The organism is Flavobacterium flevense (assembly GCF_900142775.1).
Taxonomy (GTDB): Bacteria; Bacteroidota; Bacteroidia; order Flavobacteriales; family Flavobacteriaceae; genus Flavobacterium; species Flavobacterium flevense.
The window spans coordinates 183,198-202,330 of the sequence record NZ_FRCC01000005.1 but is presented as its reverse complement, the minus strand read 5'-3'; the positions used below and the strand labels follow the sequence as shown (position 1 = coordinate 202,330).

The following is a 19,133-nucleotide window of genomic DNA, read 5'->3' as shown; positions in this document are numbered from 1 at the left end:
TTCAAATTATTTTGTCAGTAATTACAGTTCAAATAATAGGGATAAAGAAACGCTGTTGTTGATTGCGTCGATACTGGCTCCATCTTTAAAACCCTGGCTAAAAAAGCCTTGTTGCGAATTTCTTTTGGCGTAAGCATAAGAAAGATCCACTTTTGTGCCTCCAAAATTATAACCCAAACCTGCTGAAAATCCATTTAAATCACCCACAGTAGTTTTGTCTTTATAAGGACTTCCTTCAAAACGATAACCGGCTCTCAGACTTAATCTTTCAATTTTGTATTCTCCACCCAATCTTATTTCAGAAGCTCCTCTTAATTGTTCTGAGATATCTGAATTAATATAAGGGTTTCTGGTGTCTCTTTCCATGGAATATTCTATACTACTGTAATCTTTATAGCCATAGTCTAAGCTGATTAATCCTTTTTTGTTAAAAACATAAGCAATACTTCCTGTGATTTTACCGGGTGTTTTTAATTTATAAGTGTCGTATATTGTTGTTTGAAATGAATCTGGATTTATAACCTCTTCATTAGGATTATTGTTGTTTTCGTAATTTTGAATTGTAGAAAAAAGATTTTGTCTTACTTCGTCATTAAATTTGTTCCAGGTAGGGGATTCATAAGAAAGTCCCAAGCGTACTTCCTCATTTAATTTTGCTATAGCTCCCAGTTGGAATGAAAATCCAGAGCCGTACGTATAAATTTCATTTTCAAAAGAGGTGTTTATTAAGTCAACGATATTGTTATTAGCGTTATCATTATCTTCATAAAACAAGGTGTTTTGTCTGAAATCAGTAAAATGAGAGTTTAAGGTTAGTCCCAGATACAGTTTGTCTTTGTATGAAGTGGCTGCGTTAAAAGAAAGTTTTCCATTATATCCTTCTGAAGTAATGGTGTTTTCCTGATAGTAATTGCCTCCCGCAGGTACATTGGTGGTGTATTGTGTATTGTTGTCGTCTTCCGTTACCGGATTAATCAGATAGCCTTCGTAGCCTAAAAAAGCCTGTTGTTTAACATAGTCTAATTGATAGTAATCGAAGTTTCGAATGGTGCCTAATGGAACAGCTGCCAGATTTCTTCTGGAATCGCCATTAGCATAATATAAAAAATAATCACCAACAGAATTAGTTGGATTAGTGCCTGCTGAAATTATAGCGTTGTTGAAATTGTTGGTTTGCTCATAGTTTATGGCTAATGCTATTTTAGTCCAATTGCTTTGACTGCGATTGTTAAAAACAAACACAGCTCCGGCTTGATTGATATCAAAGGAATTGTCTTTTCCGGTCATGTTAGTGCCAAAATAATTGGATTTATTTTTAGTATCTACATTGCTAAAAGAAAAAGCAAGTTGGTTATTATTAAAAACAGCACTACCCGCTGGATTCACATTTAATGAAGATAAATCGCCTCCTAATGCTCCAAAAGCACCGCTCATGGCTCTGTAACGTGCGCTACCGTTGGGATTATCCTGCGAATATCTTAAAGCATCTACTAATTCCTGAGATTGTACAGCGCTAAATGTAAACCCTGCTAAGATTAAATATAGGTATTTTTTCATTGTGTAGGTTTTAAATGGTTATTATCTTCTGCCTCCTCCGGATGATCTTGAGCTTCCGCCACCGCTGCTGCTTCCGCCATAAGAACGTCCGCTACTGCCGCTATTGCTTGATGGGCTGCTGTAAGATCTGGAAGGTGTGTAGCTTTCGTTTCTTGAATAATTGCTTTGTTGTCTGGTAGTAGTATTTTGTGTAGCTGATCTTCTGGTAGTAGTTGTACTATTTGTATTGCTGTTTCTGTTGTAGGTTCTTGGATTAGTAAATGTAGCTCTGCGTGAATTAACACGGTCGGTAGAGTAACTTCTCGTTGGAGTGTAGGTTCTGTTGCCTGAAGAGTAATTGGTAGAGTTGCTTACAGATCTTCTTCTCGTTGGAGTATAAGAAGAGTAGTTAGGTCTGTTATAATAGTAATTGTTGTTCCAACCCCAATTATTATAGCCCCAGTTATTATAGCCCCAGTTGTTCCATCCAAAACCATAATTCATTCCCCAGTTGTTCCATCCCCAGTTGTTCCATCCAAAACCGTAATTCATTCCCCAATTATTCCAGCCCCAGTTGTTCCATCCCCAGTTATTCCAGCCAAATCCGGAATTCATTCCCCAGTAATTTGGGTAAATATTCACGATAGTCCCGGTTTGGTTATCGCCCCAGCCGGCATAACCTGTATAAGAATCGTTATCAACGGAGTCAAAATCGCTGTATTTGTCAATATCTGTTATAACTTCAGAAGATTGACTGTCGTCTTGTAAAGCACTAAAATAATCTTTATAGTAATTATCAGAATTAGTATTTCTTCTTTCTACATTTCTGTCGGTTGAGGTGCCGTATATTCCATCACTTTCATAATAGGAACTATTTTGATAAGAACCACAAGAGATCATAAAAAGACTTAGCAATCCAATATAAAGGTAATTTTTTGTTTTTGGAAAAATATTAGTTTTCATATCTGTTGTGTTTTTTATTGTTGGACATTACAAAAATAGTTAGTTTTGCCAAACTATTTAGTTAAATAAAACAAAACAAAATTTGTGCCAAACTATTCAATATGAGTAAGAACCTTACTACACGATCAGAAGATTATTCAAAATGGTATAATGAGCTGGTTGTAAAAGCTGATTTAGCCGAAAATTCAGGAGTTAGAGGCTGCATGGTCATTAAACCTTACGGTTATGCTATCTGGGAAAAAATGCAGGCTGAGTTAGACAGAATGTTTAAAGAAACAGGACATCAAAATGCCTATTTTCCTTTGTTTGTTCCTAAAAGCATGTTTGAAGCCGAGGAGAAAAATGCCGAAGGTTTTGCTAAAGAATGTGCTGTGGTAACACATTACCGATTAAAAAATGATCCGGACAGACCCGGGAAATTAATGGTTGACCCTAATGCTAAGCTGGAAGAAGAACTTATTGTTCGTCCTACAAGTGAGGCTATTATTTGGTCTACCTATAAAGGATGGGTGCAATCCTATAGAGATTTGCCTTTATTGATTAACCAATGGGCTAATGTGGTGAGATGGGAAATGCGTACGCGTTTGTTTTTGAGAACTGCAGAGTTTTTATGGCAAGAAGGGCATACGGCACATGCAACAAGAAAAGAAGCTATTGAAGAGTCAGAGAAAATGATGAACGTATATGCTGATTTTGCACAAAACTTTATGGCAATTCCTGTTGTGAAAGGATTAAAAACAGAAACGGAACGTTTTGCCGGTGCTGAAGAGACTTATTGTATTGAGGCTTTGATGCAGGATGGAAAAGCATTGCAGGCGGGAACCTCTCATTTCTTAGGACAAAATTTTGCGGAAGCATTTGATGTAAAATTTGCGAATGCCGAAGGAAAACAAGAATATGTTTGGGGAACTTCCTGGGGGGTTTCGACCCGATTGATGGGAGCTTTAGTGATGACACATTCTGACGACCAGGGATTGGTATTGCCTCCTAATTTGGCGCCAATACAAGTTGTTGTTGTTCCTATATATAAAACGGATGAGCAATTGGCTCAGATAACTGCCGAAGTAGATAAATTAATTGCTGATTTGCGTAAGCTGGGAATTTCTGTAAAATTTGATGACAGAACTACGCAAAAACCAGGTTTTAAATTTGCAGAATGGGAGTTGAAAGGAGTTCCGGTAAGAATTGCTGTTGGACCAAAAGATATTGAAAACGGAACTTATGAAGTAGCCAGAAGAGATACTTTGACTAAAGAATCGAAGCCTAAAGAAGGAATTGCTGAATTTATTAGCGGTTTATTAGAGCAAATTCAGTCCGATTTGTTTAATAAAGCATTCAATTACAGAGAAACGCATATTACTGAGGTAAATAGTTTTGATGAGTTTACAGCAGTTTTAGAGAACAAAGGTGGTTTTGTATCAGCACATTGGGATGGAACTGCAGCGACAGAAGAGAGGATTAAGGAGTTGACAAAAGCAACCATAAGATGTATTCCTTTGGATGGAGTGGAGGAAGCGGGAAGCTGCGTGTTTACTGGGAATCCATCAACTAAAAGAGTGTTTTTTGCTAAAGCATATTAAAAAAAATAATTTTTTTTGTCTCAGCTATTGCGCAATTAAAAAACAGTTGTATCTTTGCAACCGCAATACAGAAATGCTAAGCATAATGTGAAGCACGGTCCGTTCGTCTATCGGTTAGGACGCCAGGTTTTCATCCTGGTAAGGGGGGTTCGATTCCCCCACGGACTACAAATGAAATATTGAAATACAATTCCTGACTTAAAACAAGGAATTATGGTCCGTTCGTCTATCGGTTAGGACGCCAGGTTTTCATCCTGGTAAGGGGGGTTCGATTCCCCCACGGACTACAAGTTAATCTTGAAACAGATTGAAACTTACTTAGAGGAATATTGGTCCGTTCGTCTAGGGGTTAGGACGCCAAGATTTCGTCTTGGTAACAGGGGTTCGATTCCCTTACGGACTACAAGAAAAGATATAGTAAAAAAGATAAAAGATAAAATACAATGGCAAATCATAAGTCAGCTCTAAAAAGAATCAGAAGTAACGAAAAGAAAAGAGTGTTAAACAGATATCAACACAAAACTACTCGTAATGCTATCAAAGCGTTAAGAATAGCTACTGATAAATCTGATGCTACTTCTAAATTGTCAAATGTTATTTCTATGATTGATAAGTTAGCTAAAAAGAATATTATCCATGATAATAAAGCTTCTAACTTGAAATCTAAGTTAACTAAATTTGTAAATAAATTGTAATAAAATACAGTTTTGATATATACAACGACCCTTTCTAAACAGAAAGGGTTTTTTGTTTATACGCTATTTTGAAGTGGGTACAGTTTTTAATGAATCAGCATTTCTTTTGGGGTAAAAGTTGTTATAGCTGTCCGTGCCTTTTGTTTTCGGAAAAAAGTAAAAGCGTGTATGCTTAATGTTGTAGCTGGCTCATGTGTTGTATTTTCGAAAAAAAAAAGAAAGATATAGATTTTAAGATTAACTCAGTTTAGTGTTTAAATAAGTCAGCATATCGGTTGTAATTGGTTTTGATAAGAAGTCAATCACCATTGGGTATTTTTTTGATTTTTCAAGATCTTCAGGATCTATTGTTGAAGATAGTATAATTACGTTAGTTGAATTTACTTCGGAGTATTTGTCAGTGCTAAAGCTGTCAAGAAATTCCCATCCATCCATTACAGGCATGTTAAGATCCAGGAAAATTAATTCGGGAAGTTTGTTTTCTTCTTTGTTTAGAATAGAATTGAAATATTCTAATGCTTCCTCTCCGTTTTTTGCAGTGATTATGTTGTTAGAAAAAGAAGCTTTTACTATGACTTTTTTACATAACATAAGTGTTATTGGGTCGTCATCGACGCATAGAATTAAATCTAACATGTTTTAGTTTTTAAATGTTAATGTAATTGTAGTTCCCTTGTTTACCTGACTCTCGATACTTATGGTGCCTTTCATGGCTTCTACTTGTGATTTTACTAAATAAAGACCTAATCCTTTGCTGTCAGGATAGTCATGAAACCTTTGATAGAGGCCAAAAATTTTGTCTCTGTTTTTTTCAAGGTCAATTCCTATGCCGTTGTCTTTAAAGATAAGTTGTACGGTATTATTATCAGTCTGGTGGGCGGTTATTGTTATTTTTAAAATCCGGTCGTTGGATTTGTATTTTAATGAATTGGTCAGAAGATTTAAAAGAATGCTTTCCAGGTAGGCTTTGTTGGTGTTTAAAATGCTTACTTTGTCCAGATCAAGTTTTAAAATAGGTTTGTGTATTTCTATTTGGGTTGTTAATTGGTTAAAAACATTTTCAAAAACCTCTCTTAATGAAAGGTTTTCTTTTTCAATAACAGTATTGTCTTTGATGATCATTACTTTAGTTAAATCATCGATGGTTTCGTTTAACAGATGGGTAGATTTATTAAAGCCCTGGATAATTTCTTTTAATTCCGTGTCTTCAATATTAATGTCTTCAATAAGATTTAACAGTCCGGTCAGGTTAGACATCGGAGCTCTTAAGTTGTGAGAGGTGATGTAGGAGAATTGTTTTAAATCTTTATTGTTTTGCGTTAGCTCCTTGATAAGCTGTTCTTTTTCTTTTTCCTGATTTTTTTCTTCAGTAACATCCCTTTGTATGGAAACCCAATGTGATAATTCGTTTTCGGAGCTGTAAATAGGTATTATTGTAAAACGCAACCAGAATTCGGTTTTGTCTTTTTTGTAGCATTTTATTTCAAGCAGACCTTCTTCTTTGTTTTTTATAATTTGGACAATTCGCTTTAAAACACTGATTTGAGTATTTGGACCTCTTAGTAATCCTAAAGTATTATTTATTACTTCTTCAGGTTCATAACCTGTCATGTTAGTAAAAGCAGGGTTTACGTAAATGATTTTAGGAAAAAGATTGTTGTTAAAAGTTGCTTCGGTAATAACGATAGATTCTTTGGTCTGTAAGATTACGGTTTCGAGTAGTTTTAATCGTAGTTCTTCTTCTTTTTGTTTGGTTACGTCCTGAAGCGCTCCAATCATTCTGATGGCTTTACCGTTTTCGTCTTTTAAAAGAAAACCTCTGTCTAAAACATATTTATAGGTATTGTCAGCACATTTAAAACGGTATTCATCCTGCCATTTTTCCGTTTTTTGTTCGATAAATGAATACAGTTTTATTGACATTTTGATGCTGTCTTCGGGATGGATATTCCCAAACCACCAACTGGAATTGTCTCCCACCTGATCTTCTTCGTACCCAAAAACGGCTTTGATTCCTTTACTCCAGTTGAGTTTGTCTTCCGGAATTTTCCAGTCCCAGATAGTATCACTCGTTGCTTTAGCTACAATATCGTATTTTTGATTGGATTCCTTAATTTCACTATTTGTGTTTTCTAATCGTTCAAAAATAGTTTTGTTCCTGTTTTCATTTTTAGATAATATATATCGAAATGCTAATCCGGTTAAAATGATTAAAATAAAATCTTTTATCAGATGGAAAAGAAGGTAATTTTCAGCAGAAAAATATAAAGAAGTTGCTTTATATAGAAAAGTTGCCAAAACAACGGCAATAAGTACGTATATTATTGTTATTTGATTGGTTTTACTTTTCATCGAATCAAATATAATTAATAATTGTTAATAGCAAAATATCTCCGTTAACTTATTTTTATTACAGAATGATTAGTATATGTGTTAAACGTTTATTAATTGTAAAGTATTTGAGAAATATTTTTTATATCAAAATAAAGTGTACCTTTGCAGCCATTAAAAATCACAGATGGAATCTATTAGAAACATTGCAATTATTGCCCACGTCGATCACGGTAAAACCACTTTGGTTGATAAAATTATGTATCACTGTCAATTATTTCGTGACAACGAAAACACAGGTGATTTAATTCTTGATAACAACGATTTAGAGCGTGAAAGAGGTATTACTATTACTTCTAAGAACGTATCTGTTCAATATAAAGGAACAAAAATCAATATTATCGATACTCCCGGTCACGCGGATTTTGGAGGTGAAGTAGAACGTGTATTGAACATGGCCGATGGTGTGTGTTTACTAGTGGATGCTTTTGAAGGACCAATGCCACAAACCCGTTTCGTTTTGCAAAAAGCGATTGACTTAGGTTTGAAGCCTTGTGTTGTTATCAATAAAGTAGATAAAGAAAACTGTACTCCGGAAGAAGTTCATGAGAAAGTTTTTGACTTAATGTTCGAGTTAGGAGCAACTGAAGAGCAATTGGATTTCCCAACGGTTTACGGTTCGGCTAAAAACAACTGGATGTCTGATGATTTCAGAAACCAAACAGAGAACATCGAGCCTTTATTGGATATGGTAATTGCAAATGTACCAGCTCCTAAAGTTTCTGAAGGAACTCCACAAATGTTGATTACTTCATTAGATTTTTCTGCTTTTACAGGTCGTATCGCTATTGGTCGTCTTGAAAGAGGTGTTTTGAAAGAAGGAATGCCAATCTCATTAGTAAAAAGAGATGGTACAGTGACAAAATCACGTATTAAAGAATTACATACTTTTGAAGGTCTTGGACGTAAAAAAGTACAGGAAGTAATTGCTGGAGATATTTGTGCTATTGTAGGTGTTGAAGGTTTTGAAATTGGTGATACTATTGCTGATTTTGAAAATCCTGAAGCTTTAGCTTCTATCGCTATTGATGAACCTACAATGAGTATGTTGTTTACAATCAACGATTCGCCTTTCTTTGGTAAAGAAGGTAAATTTGTAACTTCTCGTCATATTAGAGACCGTTTGACAAAAGAATTAGAGAAAAACTTAGCGATGAAGTTAGGTGAAACGGATTCTGCTGATAAATTCATGGTTTTTGGTCGTGGAGTATTGCATTTATCTGTTCTTATTGAAACAATGAGAAGAGAAGGGTACGAATTACAAATTGGTCAGCCACAAGTTATTATCAAAGAAGTTGATGGTGTAAAATGTGAGCCAATCGAGGAGTTAACAATTGACTTGCCTGAGAATCTTTCTGGTAGAGCTGTTGAATTTGTAACTATCCGTAAAGGTGAAATGCTTTCTATGGAAGGTAAAAATGATCGTATGATTATTAAATTTAATATTCCATCTCGTGGAATTATTGGATTGAGAAATCAACTTTTAACTGCAACTGCAGGTGAAGCGATTATGTCGCACCGTTTTATTGGATATGAACCTTTTAAAGGAGCTATTCCAGGACGTAACAATGGATCTTTGATCTCTATGGAGAATGGAAAAGCAATTCCTTACTCTATTGATAAATTACAAGATCGTGGTAAATTCTTCGTTGAACCAAATGCTGAAATCTACGAAGGTCAGGTTATTGGAGAAAATTCACGTAGCGATGATATGTGTATCAATGTAACGAAAGCAAAGAAACAATCTAACGTACGTTCATCAGGAAATGATGAGAAAGCGAGAATTATTCCTCCAATCATTTTCTCTTTAGAGGAAGCTTTAGAATACATTCAAAAAGATGAATATGTAGAGGTAACTCCAAAATCAATTCGTTTGAGAAAAATTTATTTGACAGAAACAGATAGAAAAAGATTTAAAATCTAAATTTATCCAATTTCAATATTGTAAAATCCCAAATTCTAATAGGAATTTGGGATTTTTTTGTTCCAAATTTTAACAGAGTTGGAATTTCTAAAAGTTATCTTTTTAAACTGAAATGCCCCTTAATTTCTTTGCCGTTTTCCAGTTTTGCGGTGTACCAATAATCATCTGAGGGTAATGGTTTTTCGTTAAAAGTACCATCCCAGCCCTGACTTTGCGGATAAATATCTTTTAAAAATTTTCCGTAACGGTCAAAAATACGGATAACTGTTTTTGAATTTAATTCAGAATTGATTCCTTTAATATTCCAATAATCATTGTAACCGTCATTGTTTGGGGTAAAATATCTTGGAGCCCCCAAAATAGCAACAGACTGATTCGCTATGCCGCAACCATTTTTGTCTCTTATAAAAACGTCGTGTATTCCTGCGGGAACATTTTCAAACAGATTAGCATCCTGATAAAATCCATTGCTGTCGTCTAAGCTGTATTCATAGTTGCCAATACCTTCTGTTAAAACTAAAATAGTATTATTATTGCTTAACTCGCTAACTTCAATATTGCTGATTTGTGCCATTTCAGAAGCAGTTACAGTTATCGTTCTGGTTCTGCTACAGCCCGAAGCCGAAGTGACTTTTACACTATACTCACCGGCTGTATTCACTGGTAAAGTTGCATTTGTCTCGCTGTTTAATATCTGATTATCTTTAGACCAGATATAACTGTAATTAGTTGTTGGACTTCCATCTACTATTCCGGCATCCAGATTTACATAAAAATCAGGCAGGTTATTGCATACATACACATCAGCCTGATGATTTGCATTGATATCAATATCCGGTTTTGGATTTACTTTTAGCGTAATATGGGTACCAATACCAAAACAACTGTTATCTGAAGCATTATCTACTCTCACCCATATTTGTTGTTCATCAGGAGAAATTGTATTTCGATACGTTGTTGTATTGCTTATTTCATTTGTTTCAGATAATGCATCGGCTTCCGTTTCATAATATTTTATAGAGTAGGAGCTAGCCGGTGGTGGAAGAAGCGACAAAATACTATTTTCTGCACTGCTGAAATTAAATACTGAAATTCCATCATAATCATCTTGAGTGGCATCAATATAATCATCACAATTTTCGAATAAAAGATTAAAGTTAGCCGGAATTTGTGTTGTAGAAACCGCTAAATCAATTTGTGCTACCGAAAAACAGCTGTTGGCATTTTCAACACGCGTCCATACAGTTGTCCCGTTACTGGCAACATACGCTTGCGGGTTTGCAATTTTCTGGCTTAAATTATTAGAATTTGCTGCTGCTGAACTGCTAAAATAAGTAAAAGTTTCATTGGTATAATTAGCTGAAATCTCATTATTTTTCACCGTTAAATTAAAAGCGGTTCTTCCGTCAGAATCATCATCACATTGTTTAATAACAACATTGTTCAGAGTAGGTAGGTTGTAAACGGTTAATTGTGTTTCATTAGAAATTAAACCGCATGAGTTCCCTGTTTTAGTTAATTGTACACGGTATTTGTAGCCATTCATGGTTGGACTCACTGCAATAATATTCAGTTTGTTGGTAGCCACTCCATTATAAGTACCGCTGTTTGTTAAGTTGTTCCAATTTGTTCCATCGGTAGAAACTTGCCACTGATAGCTCATGCCGCCGTTATCTGTCAGTGTAATAGAAGTATTTTGATTGATACAGGCGGGAATTACGTTAGGTTGTGTGGTGATTACAATGGGAGCCGCTGTTATATAATTAGGATGCGGCGTGGTGTATGCAGTTTCACTTGTAACCAGTCCGTTAGTGCTTACTGTAAGCGGATTAATTCCTCCTAACTGTCCATTACCATTTGAATCTGTAAAACCAGCTTCGGTAACATCATAACATAAATCGTTATCGCTATCAGAATCTCTGTAGTTTTTTATTCCGTCATTATCCGTATCTGTATTATTGCTTCCTGTTTCAACTGCATCCAGAATTCCATCGTTATCACTATCTAAATCAAGATAATCAGGAATTCCATCATTGTCAGTATCTACAATAACTTTGGATTCAAATGCATCGTATATCCCATTTTGATTCGCATCTGTAGTGTTTAAAACAAAAACATTCTCCTGACTTTCAGCTACATCAGTAATTCCATCATTATCGCTGTCAGTATCTAATTGGTCTGCTGTTCCATCACCATCTGAATCTTTGGGTACACAAACAGCAAAAAACTTTAAAGTACTTTTATTAAGTGCTGTATCGGATAAATTAGTATGGGTAAAACTTATAGTGTTTATTAAGTGGGTGAGAAACTGGAAATTTCCTGTTCCGGCAGCTAAAGGAGTAATTCCGTTTAATTGAAAACGAATTTCAAAAGAAGAATATTCGGTCACACCACTTTCATAAATTCCGTCATAATTCGTATCTATTAACAGTTGATTATTGGGGTTGAGAACGGTAATAGTTTTATTAACATCAGTAGAAATGGTGTATTGTGCATTTAGATTTAATAAATCAGAAGGGTTAGCAGCAGCTACATATTCCATCCCGATACTGACAGGTTTATTGAATGTTAGTGTATATTTAGCAAAATTACCTTTTCCGGCAGGGATTTGAGAAACAAAACTTCCATCGGAATTCCCGGAAAAAGGTGTGGGACTCGAAACTGCCGAAGTACTGCTGCTTCCCGTAAACGAATTGGAATAATTGCCAATAACGATGTTTCCAGAATTTAAATTCGAAATATTAATGTTTTGATTCCCATAAGATTCGGTACAATTGCTAATGCCATCATTATCATTATCAAGATCTATATTGTTATTTACGGTGTCATTATCAATATCGCCGGGACAGTTGCTAACCGGAATAATATCGGACACAATGGTTGTTCCGCAGCCGGAAATACTTCCCTTTACGTAGTAAAATCCGGGTTGGGCAGGAGCATACGAACTTTGATTTGCATTAGGAATTTCGACATTATTAAAATACCATTGAAAAGTATCATAATTTAAAATAGAGTTTACTTTCAATACCAGATTAGGAATACAGGATGATATCCCAACATTGATTTTATCAGAAGTAATTTCGGGTTTTGTATCAAATCCGGAATAGTAACCGCCATAAGTAGCTGCATCATTTGTACCAAAATAAGAGACATATACTTGTTTTGAAGATTTTACACTAATATTCCCTGTAAGATCATTTATAGTATAGCGTTCATAATTAGCATTGCCGGTAATAGCAACGGGAGCCGAATTAATGGCTGCGTTATTTATGAGTACTGTAGCTCCTTTTTCGGTTATAATATTTAATTTTCCGGTATAAAATGTATTTCCTATAAACTGAATTTGCGGAATATTATCCACAATATTAGGAGTTGCACAATTTAACGGCGGAACAAAAAACATATTTTGGTTGGCATTCGGATTGTTTCTTACGTTATTATCATCGAATGGAGGAAGTGTAGGTTGTAAACCTCCTATAGACTGATAAGCAAAAACATTTTCGGTTGTTCTTACATACAGGTTGTCATTAATAAATTGAAAACCGTCTATTGGTGCATATTCTCCAGGCTGAAGAATGTAGCTAGGTGAAGCATTTCCGTTGAGATAAATTTCGGTTTGGGGATTGTGAGCGACCAATAACACACGTTCTATTTCGTCTCCGCCTTCCCCTTTTACAAAAATATATTCTTTTCCTGTTTTTTCGAAAGGAACAATCTGGTCAAAACCAATATCTCTTCCGGAAGGATTGCCATTTCTTATTTCAGTACTGTTACTTCCTCCAAAAGAGCCCGCATTGACAGCTATCGGTTTATCGGACTGGACTAATGCACCTATAAGCTTAGCACTGTTAGAAGGATTACTTTGTGTATTTAAAATATTCTCTAAGGCAATTACATAACTTTGGTTTTGATTTAAATTTACAACAATAGGACCATTTACAAGACTGCCGTCTAATAATTGGGTTCCAATTGGAATATTAGAAATAGTTACTGTTGTATTGTTTTCGGTTGCAAGGATTGATGCAAAATTGAGTAGGGTAGGATCGCTCAAAGGATTAAGCATGGCTCCTAGTCTAAAAGTAGTTCCCAAGGCGCTATTACCTTTGGATACTAATCCTCCGGCATGATTGTAGCCTCCGTTATTATTGAATGAAGCGTTGACTCTCACGCTAACATATACTAAATCATCGGCTTCAATTATATATCCTTTATTATTTAATTTACCAATTGCTGTTTTGGGAGTTAATAGTTGTGTATTATCTCCTATTCCTATTTGATAAACAAAAGGATTTGTGTTGCTTACGGTAGCGTTAGTAATTTGTCCGCCAATACTAATAATTTTCAGCGCAACATTTTTAGTGCTGGGTGTTGAAATGTATAAATAGTGATCCTCAGCCTCTATATTTTGAGACTGGCTTGTTAATGGCGGAATATAATGCGTTTTACTAAACTGTGCCCAACAGTCTATGCCTATTAATAGCAAAATCACAACAATTAACTTTCTCATTTGATAAATGTATAAAATCTTAACGATTATTTATCTTTTCAATGAAAAATGGCCTTTTATATTCTTACCATCTTCAAAAATAAGATTGAACCAGTAATCATCTGCAGGTAGTAAATGACCATTAAGCGTTCCGTTCCAATTTAAATTTGAGGAATTAAATTGTTTTAATAATTTGCCAAAACGATCAAAAATAGTTATTGTAGCTGGGGCTAATAAATCTAAGTTTTTAATTGTCCATGTATCGTTATAGCCATCACCATTAGGTGTGAAATAACGCGGATAATCTAATATAGTAAAAGAAAACGGATTTGATATCCCGCAGCCATTTTTTTCACGGGCATAAGCAAAATAATTTCCGGCAGGAATATTTAAAAATTGAGGATTATCCTGATAATAAATTCCGTCTATAGAAAATTCATACTCGCTGATACCTGTGTATTCAATTGCTACAGCGTTTTCATTTCCTGCAAAATCATTTGTTGTTACAGCTGTTATTGTTGCTACTCTGTCCGGAATAACAGCATTAGAAAGCTCCAGCGTTAATTGAGCATAATTAATACAATTGTAACTGTTTATGGTTTTAGCAATGAGCGTTTGCGGATTAGATTGATTAATATATTCCGTACTGTTTAAAATGGGATTAATATTTGCCTGAGCATCACCTAAATTTTCATAATAAATCAGCGTACTCAAACCGGAATTGCCGTTTTGTATTTCAGTATCAGCCTGTGTTAAATCAAACAAGGATTTTCCGTCTTCATCCCCATCACATTGAGTTAAGCTAGCGTTGTTTAAAATAATTTGCGGGGTGTATTCTATCTTAATTTCGTTTGAAACACTGCAAGTGGATGGGTTCAGTGTTACTTCGACTTTATAAGTCCCCGGATTTGTTACCGTATAAGAAGGTTGTGTTTCTAAAGGTAATAAAACATTGTTTTTATACCATTTATAGGTATAGCTGGCAGAGAGTTGGGTGTCAATAATATAATTTTCGCCAAAGCAAACCGCATTGTTTGTAGCTAATAATTTATCAGTTCCTAAATCTATTGCCGAATTAAAACTGGCGGCTTCAATAAAAATCGCAGAATCATAATAATTCACAGCATCATCACCTATAACTAGTTTTATATGATAAGTGGTTCCGGGCGTTACAGTGGTTTGTGCATTTAAAATCCTGGTTTGTCCGGCATAATTAATAGGGCTGGTGCTGTTGTTGTATTGGGCAAAATAATTTTCATTAATTGCATTACAGGTTTTGAGTACTCCATTGTCATTAAAACTAATAGCGGGATGAATGTTTTGTGATGAAACTGCTGTCGAAGTATTGGGAAGTACCGCTAAATTTTGATAAGCTGCCGTGCTTCCTTTTTCTTTAATTAAAAAAGCAAATCCGTCTGAGTAGTTGCAGGGGAAATCATCCTGATATTCATTGGATGCAAAAAAATAATTGAAACTTATTGAGTTTGTTAACGGAATAAAGTCAAATTCAAGAACGGTTGCATTAATAGAATTGATGTTTAAGGACTGATTTAAATCAGCATCGCCCAGCCATGCATTGTTACCGCCACCTAAATTTCTAACAAATGGTCCTACAGATTGCGTGCTGCTCCAGGTGCTTAAAACAATTCCGGATTGAAAAGGAAAATTAGGATTTGTATTTGTAAAAACACCATAACTGTTTTTTCCTGAGGTAAATGAATCTCCTGTAACACTTTCGTTCATTATTTGTAAACAAGAACTATTATTGGTTAGGAGTGATACGAGTTCGCTTGCATTTTTTGTGTCGTCTACACTAATAACTTGTGCTCTTAGCGAGGCAATAGCAGGAGGTAATAGAAAAAATAGTAAAATATGCAGCAGACTTTTCATAGTCTTACAAAGTTACTATAATTCTCTCTTTTTTAGTTATTGGAATTTATAGTATCTGGAAATAAAAAAATAACTTAAATCTCGTTTTCAATTAAAACAGAAGTCTTTTTTAACTTTTCAGATGTCAGCGGTTTTATGATGTAACTCTTAATTATGGGATAATCTTTCGTTTTTTCTAAATCATAAGGATCTATAGAGGAAGATACGATAAAAACGATTATTTTTTTAGCAAAAGAGATTAACTGAAATTCATCTAAAAATTGCCAGCCATCCAGCAAAGGCATATTTAAATCCAGTAAAATAACATCCGGTAAGCGGGATGGATCCGAAGCATTTATTTTTAGCTCTTCTAAAGCTGTAAGTGGATTGTGAAACGAAATTATCTCTTCGCAAAAATTGTTTTTTGAAATGAGCATACTCATTAGCTTGATGGATAATTTGTCGTCGTCTATAAGGTAAGTAGTTTTATTTTTCATTGAAATATAATTTAAATGTGCTACCAATGCCTTTCTGGCTCTCGACCTCAATTTTTCCTTTCATGACTTCAATTTGGTTTTTTACAATAAACAAATCAATTCCTTTAGCATCTTCATTACCATGAAAAGTTTTATACATACCAAATAATTTTTGTTTGTTTTTTTTAAGATCTATTCCTAAACCATTGTCTTTGAAATTGATAATGTGAAAACCATCTTTGTTTTCATAACTTATTTTTAATTGAGGTTCCCGTTCCGGAGATTGGTATTTTACGGCGTTACTTAAAAGATTTTGGATGATATTATCTAAATAGGCCGGAATAATATTTAAAGTTAAATCACTGGGTATTGTATGTGAAATTGCAATTTTATTTTTGAAAGGTTCTATAAGTTTTTCCAGTTCTGTTTTTACATTGATTACCGTTTTAATGATGTGAACATTTTTTTTAATGGTAATCATCTCATTCAGGTTTTCAATTGTATCCGATAATTTTTCGGTGGCTTCCTTGAACATATCAATCAGTGCTATTTTTTCAAGAACATCATCCGTACTCTCGATTACTTCTAATACCATCAGTAAATTACTGGTATGAGAGCGGATATTATGGGAAACGATATGAGCAAAATTGACGAGTTTATTATTTTGCTGGCTGGTGACTTCCAGAATATTTTCGAGTTCGCTTTCTTTTTCTTTGGCAGCTGTAACATCTCTTCCTATAGCTATAAATTTATTGCAATTGCCATGGCTGTCAAACACCGGAGTGATATTCAGCTCTAACCAGTATTTCTCTTTTAGTTTATTACAATTTTGAAAAACAACTTTAATTTCTTCTTTGTTTTTTATTGTCTCTCTAATTTTATTTACAGTTTCTAAATTAGTATAGGGTTTAATAGAAAGATAATTGGGTTCATGACCTATGATTTCTTCCAATGTAGATTGGGTAAGTTTCATATAAGCCTGATTTGCCCAAATGGCTTTTCCTTCGGCATTGGTAATAATAATGGTATCAGTAGTTTCAGAAGCTACAAGAGACAACAGGTTCAGGTTTTCTTCTATTTCTTTTTTTCTGGTAATGTTTCTAAAAAAACAAACCAGATAAGTTCTGTTATTAATGACAAACTTTTTTCCTGAGGCAGCCTGAACGGCTATATTAGAACCGTTTTTATTTCTGAGGTACGTTTCTTTAATGAAATAAGTATTTTGTTTGATTTTTTCTTTCAGATAAAATTGAATTTCTTCTCTTTTGTCTTCCGGGAAAAATAACGAATTATGAACGCCAATTATTTCGGTGTCTTTATAGCCGGTAAGTTCATAAGTACGGCTGTTACAATCGGTAATATTTCCTGTTTCAGTGTCAATAATCACAATAGCATCATTGGCACTGCTAAAAACGGAGGCATATTTTTCGGCTGCAGATTCTAATTCCGAAATTCTTTCTTCTTCAGTAGTAATATCCCTGAAGGTACCTTGAACACGATTAAAATGATTGTTAGTTCTATCTACTTGACATATACATTCCAGGTATTTGATGTTATTTTTAGCAGTAATTATCTGGAATTTTCCATGAATTGGAATTTTATTTTCAATGGTTTTTTTAATGAGTATTTTAAACTCAATTAAATTTTTCCGATTGAAAAAAGCTAAAGTATTTTTGTAATCAGGGACAAATTCATCCGAAACTTCAAAAAAAGATTTGGTTATCGCATCCCATGAAACAGTATTGTCCTGTAAATTAATATTCCAGACACCAATATTCAAAGTTTTTTCTGTTTGATTGTAAATCTCCTGTTTATTCATAATAAAATGGTTCTAATAAGGCACAAATTGAGCTTACATTTTAGAATATGTTTTGGTTGTATGAAATAAAAAGGGGGTGTTTTTAGTATCAATTTTCTAATCAAAAAAGCATTCGAAAAATAAAAATAGTTAACAATCCGTCAACCGGCAAATAAAATCGATGAACAACATCTTTTTCTTTGTTATCTTTATCTGTATGATAAATCTTATTTTTTTTAGTTATTGATAACCAGTTGTTAAGCCTTTTTTTTGAAATAAAGTAAGCTTTCTTTCTAAAGCAGCTTTGAAATAATTAATGTAAATTTGTAGAAATATAATATTGAATGAGCGATATTTCTCCATTGTTTAAAAAGCCCAGCTATCCTATAAACCATTTTCTGTTTGATTATTTAGAACGATTTGACAGGGTTTCTAAAGTGGCGGTTTCTTATGATGATTTGCTGCGATTTTCAGGTTCTGTAAATGTGTATGATAATTTTGATCAGGACACTTTATGGGCAAGGGTTTTTTATAATGAATTTGAAAGAAATGAAATCGATTTGAATTTAAAAAAAATCTATTCTTTACTGCATTCTGATGGAAACTCGGATATTATTAAGTTTCTCAATGTAGATGCTATTGATTACTGCACTTTTGGGAATTCAAAACCCTTTAGGATTAAAGTGCGTAATGTACTCAATGATAATTACGTTCATTTTTATATTAAAAAAGCCGATGCTTCCAGAATTTACGGCTTAGAATTAGAGCATATTTTATCTCCGGATAAAATCAATTTTCTGGTTTATCAGGATACTTTAATTGAAGAGCATATTATAGGAATTCCGGGTGATGTTTTTATGGAAACCTTGCTCGAAAATTGTTCTGAAACAGAAAAATCTCAAATTGCCAAAGAATTTGTAAAATTCAATGAACGTTGTATGATCCGGCTTTTGGGTGATATGCGTGCTTATAATTATGTTATTGTACCCATTCATGATTTTGATCAGGTGGTTTATAAAATCCGTGCAATTGACTTTGATCAGCAATGTTATGAAGGTAATTTTAAAATTTACCGACCCCAGTTTTTCAAGGAAAATTTTCCAATGATAAAATTAATCAAAGAAAAATTGCAGGACAGTTCGATAGAACAATATAAAAATGAAGAACGTGCTGCCTTAGCTAAGAGAATTATTTCGGCAGAAACCCGTATTCAAAAAATTCTTCGCATCATGGCTAATGATACGATAGCTCCCGAAGCACATATCCAACAATTAAAAACCGAATTGTATCGTTATACTAATGATTTGAACTTTAAAAATGCAACTTCTATGGGATATGTTCTAAGTGCCGCTTTTAAATTTGTTACCAGAAACTTTAAACATCCTGATTTGTTTAAACCCGGTTTTTAATATTAT

12 protein-coding genes and 3 tRNA genes are annotated in these 19,133 nt (G+C 34.1%); 7 read left to right on the top strand and 8 right to left on the bottom strand.

Annotated features, from left to right (window positions below; genetic code table 11):
• Positions 1–21 precede the first annotated feature (21 nt).
• Both BUB89_RS10370 and BUB89_RS10365 read right to left on the bottom strand, forming a co-directional pair.
• A complete protein-coding gene (locus BUB89_RS10370) occupies positions 22–1,557 on the bottom strand; it encodes an OmpP1/FadL family transporter (RefSeq protein WP_073244731.1) in 1,536 nt (511 codons plus the stop codon).
• 21 nt (positions 1,558–1,578) lie between these two features.
• A complete protein-coding gene (locus BUB89_RS10365) occupies positions 1,579–2,499 on the bottom strand; it encodes a hypothetical protein (protein ID WP_073244729.1) in 921 nt (306 codons plus the stop codon).
• A gap of 101 nt (positions 2,500–2,600) precedes the next feature.
• On the opposite strand from BUB89_RS10365, the gene proS reads away from it, so the two are divergent.
• From proS to rpsT, 5 genes are all read left to right on the top strand, one after another.
• Positions 2,601–4,079 (top strand): proline--tRNA ligase, encoded by a 1,479-nt coding sequence (gene proS / locus BUB89_RS10360; protein WP_073244727.1) that lies wholly within the window; start codon positions 2,601–2,603, stop codon positions 4,077–4,079.
• Between the two features lie 96 nt (positions 4,080–4,175).
• Positions 4,176–4,247 (top strand) — tRNA-Glu (locus BUB89_RS10355).
• A gap of 47 nt (positions 4,248–4,294) precedes the next feature.
• A tRNA-Glu gene (locus tag BUB89_RS10350) sits at positions 4,295–4,366 on the top strand.
• A gap of 44 nt (positions 4,367–4,410) precedes the next feature.
• A tRNA-Glu gene (locus BUB89_RS10345) sits at positions 4,411–4,482 on the top strand.
• Between the two features lie 40 nt (positions 4,483–4,522).
• A complete protein-coding gene (gene rpsT, locus BUB89_RS10340; RefSeq protein WP_073244725.1) occupies positions 4,523–4,774 on the top strand; it encodes a 30S ribosomal protein S20 in 252 nt (83 codons plus the stop codon).
• Positions 4,775–5,011: 237 nt separating this feature from the next.
• Here rpsT and BUB89_RS10335 read toward each other — a convergent pair whose 3' ends face one another.
• A complete protein-coding gene (locus tag BUB89_RS10335) occupies positions 5,012–5,410 on the bottom strand; it encodes a response regulator (RefSeq protein ID WP_073244722.1) in 399 nt (132 codons plus the stop codon).
• A gap of 3 nt (positions 5,411–5,413) precedes the next feature.
• On the bottom strand, positions 5,414–7,126 hold the full coding sequence (locus tag BUB89_RS10330; protein ID WP_073244720.1) for a PAS domain-containing sensor histidine kinase: 1,713 nt from the start codon (positions 7,124–7,126) through the stop codon (positions 5,414–5,416).
• Positions 7,127–7,292: 166 nt separating this feature from the next.
• Between BUB89_RS10330 and typA the strand changes: the two genes are divergently transcribed.
• Positions 7,293–9,089: a translational GTPase TypA gene (typA, locus tag BUB89_RS10325; RefSeq protein WP_073244718.1), complete on the top strand. Its 1,797-nt coding sequence runs from the start codon at positions 7,293–7,295 to the stop codon at positions 9,087–9,089.
• A gap of 94 nt (positions 9,090–9,183) precedes the next feature.
• On the opposite strand, the gene BUB89_RS10320 is transcribed toward typA, so the two are convergent.
• The 4 genes from BUB89_RS10320 to BUB89_RS10305 all read right to left on the bottom strand — a co-directional run bounded on the left by BUB89_RS10320 (position 9,184) and on the right by BUB89_RS10305 (position 17,739).
• Positions 9,184–13,596: a T9SS type B sorting domain-containing protein gene (locus BUB89_RS10320; protein WP_073244715.1), complete on the bottom strand. Its 4,413-nt coding sequence runs from the start codon at positions 13,594–13,596 to the stop codon at positions 9,184–9,186.
• A 30-nt stretch (positions 13,597–13,626) separates the two neighbouring features.
• Positions 13,627–15,318, bottom strand: coding sequence for a T9SS type B sorting domain-containing protein (locus tag BUB89_RS10315; RefSeq protein ID WP_234982622.1), 1,692 nt, complete (start codon positions 15,316–15,318; stop codon positions 13,627–13,629).
• A gap of 221 nt (positions 15,319–15,539) precedes the next feature.
• The gene (locus tag BUB89_RS10310) at positions 15,540–15,941 is read right to left on the bottom strand and encodes a response regulator (protein ID WP_073244710.1); all 402 of its coding nucleotides are present in this window, start codon (positions 15,939–15,941) and stop codon (positions 15,540–15,542) included.
• Complete coding sequence (locus tag BUB89_RS10305) at positions 15,931–17,739, bottom strand: PAS domain-containing sensor histidine kinase (protein WP_073244707.1); 1,809 nt, start codon at positions 17,737–17,739, stop codon at positions 15,931–15,933. Before BUB89_RS10305 ends, BUB89_RS10310 begins: the two co-directional genes overlap by 11 nt.
• 323 nt (positions 17,740–18,062) lie before the next feature.
• Here BUB89_RS10305 and BUB89_RS10300 point away from each other — a divergent pair, with 323 nt between their 5' ends.
• Positions 18,063–19,127: a hypothetical protein gene (locus BUB89_RS10300; protein ID WP_073244704.1), complete on the top strand. Its 1,065-nt coding sequence runs from the start codon at positions 18,063–18,065 to the stop codon at positions 19,125–19,127.
• Positions 19,128–19,133: the final 6 nt, after the last annotated feature.

Coding starts and splice junctions, on each gene's coding strand:
- rpsT (WP_073244725.1), top strand. CDS start 4,523: ATGGCAAATCATAAGTCAGCTCTAAAAAGAATCAGAAGTAACGAAAAG.
- BUB89_RS10365 (WP_073244729.1), bottom strand. CDS start 2,499: ATGAAAACTAATATTTTTCCAAAAACAAAAAATTACCTTTATATTGGA.
- BUB89_RS10330 (WP_073244720.1), bottom strand. CDS start 7,126: ATGAAAAGTAAAACCAATCAAATAACAATAATATACGTACTTATTGCC.
- BUB89_RS10310 (WP_073244710.1), bottom strand. CDS start 15,941: ATGAAAAATAAAACTACTTACCTTATAGACGACGACAAATTATCCATC.
- BUB89_RS10370 (WP_073244731.1), bottom strand. CDS start 1,557: ATGAAAAAATACCTATATTTAATCTTAGCAGGGTTTACATTTAGCGCT.
- BUB89_RS10300 (WP_073244704.1), top strand. CDS start 18,063: ATGAGCGATATTTCTCCATTGTTTAAAAAGCCCAGCTATCCTATAAAC.
- BUB89_RS10305 (WP_073244707.1), bottom strand. CDS start 17,739: ATGAATAAACAGGAGATTTACAATCAAACAGAAAAAACTTTGAATATT.
- BUB89_RS10320 (WP_073244715.1), bottom strand. CDS start 13,596: ATGAGAAAGTTAATTGTTGTGATTTTGCTATTAATAGGCATAGACTGT.
- typA (WP_073244718.1), top strand. CDS start 7,293: ATGGAATCTATTAGAAACATTGCAATTATTGCCCACGTCGATCACGGT.
- BUB89_RS10335 (WP_073244722.1), bottom strand. CDS start 5,410: ATGTTAGATTTAATTCTATGCGTCGATGACGACCCAATAACACTTATG.
- BUB89_RS10315 (WP_234982622.1), bottom strand. CDS start 15,318: ATGAACGAAAGTGTTACAGGAGATTCATTTACCTCAGGAAAAAACAGT.
- proS (WP_073244727.1), top strand. CDS start 2,601: ATGAGTAAGAACCTTACTACACGATCAGAAGATTATTCAAAATGGTAT.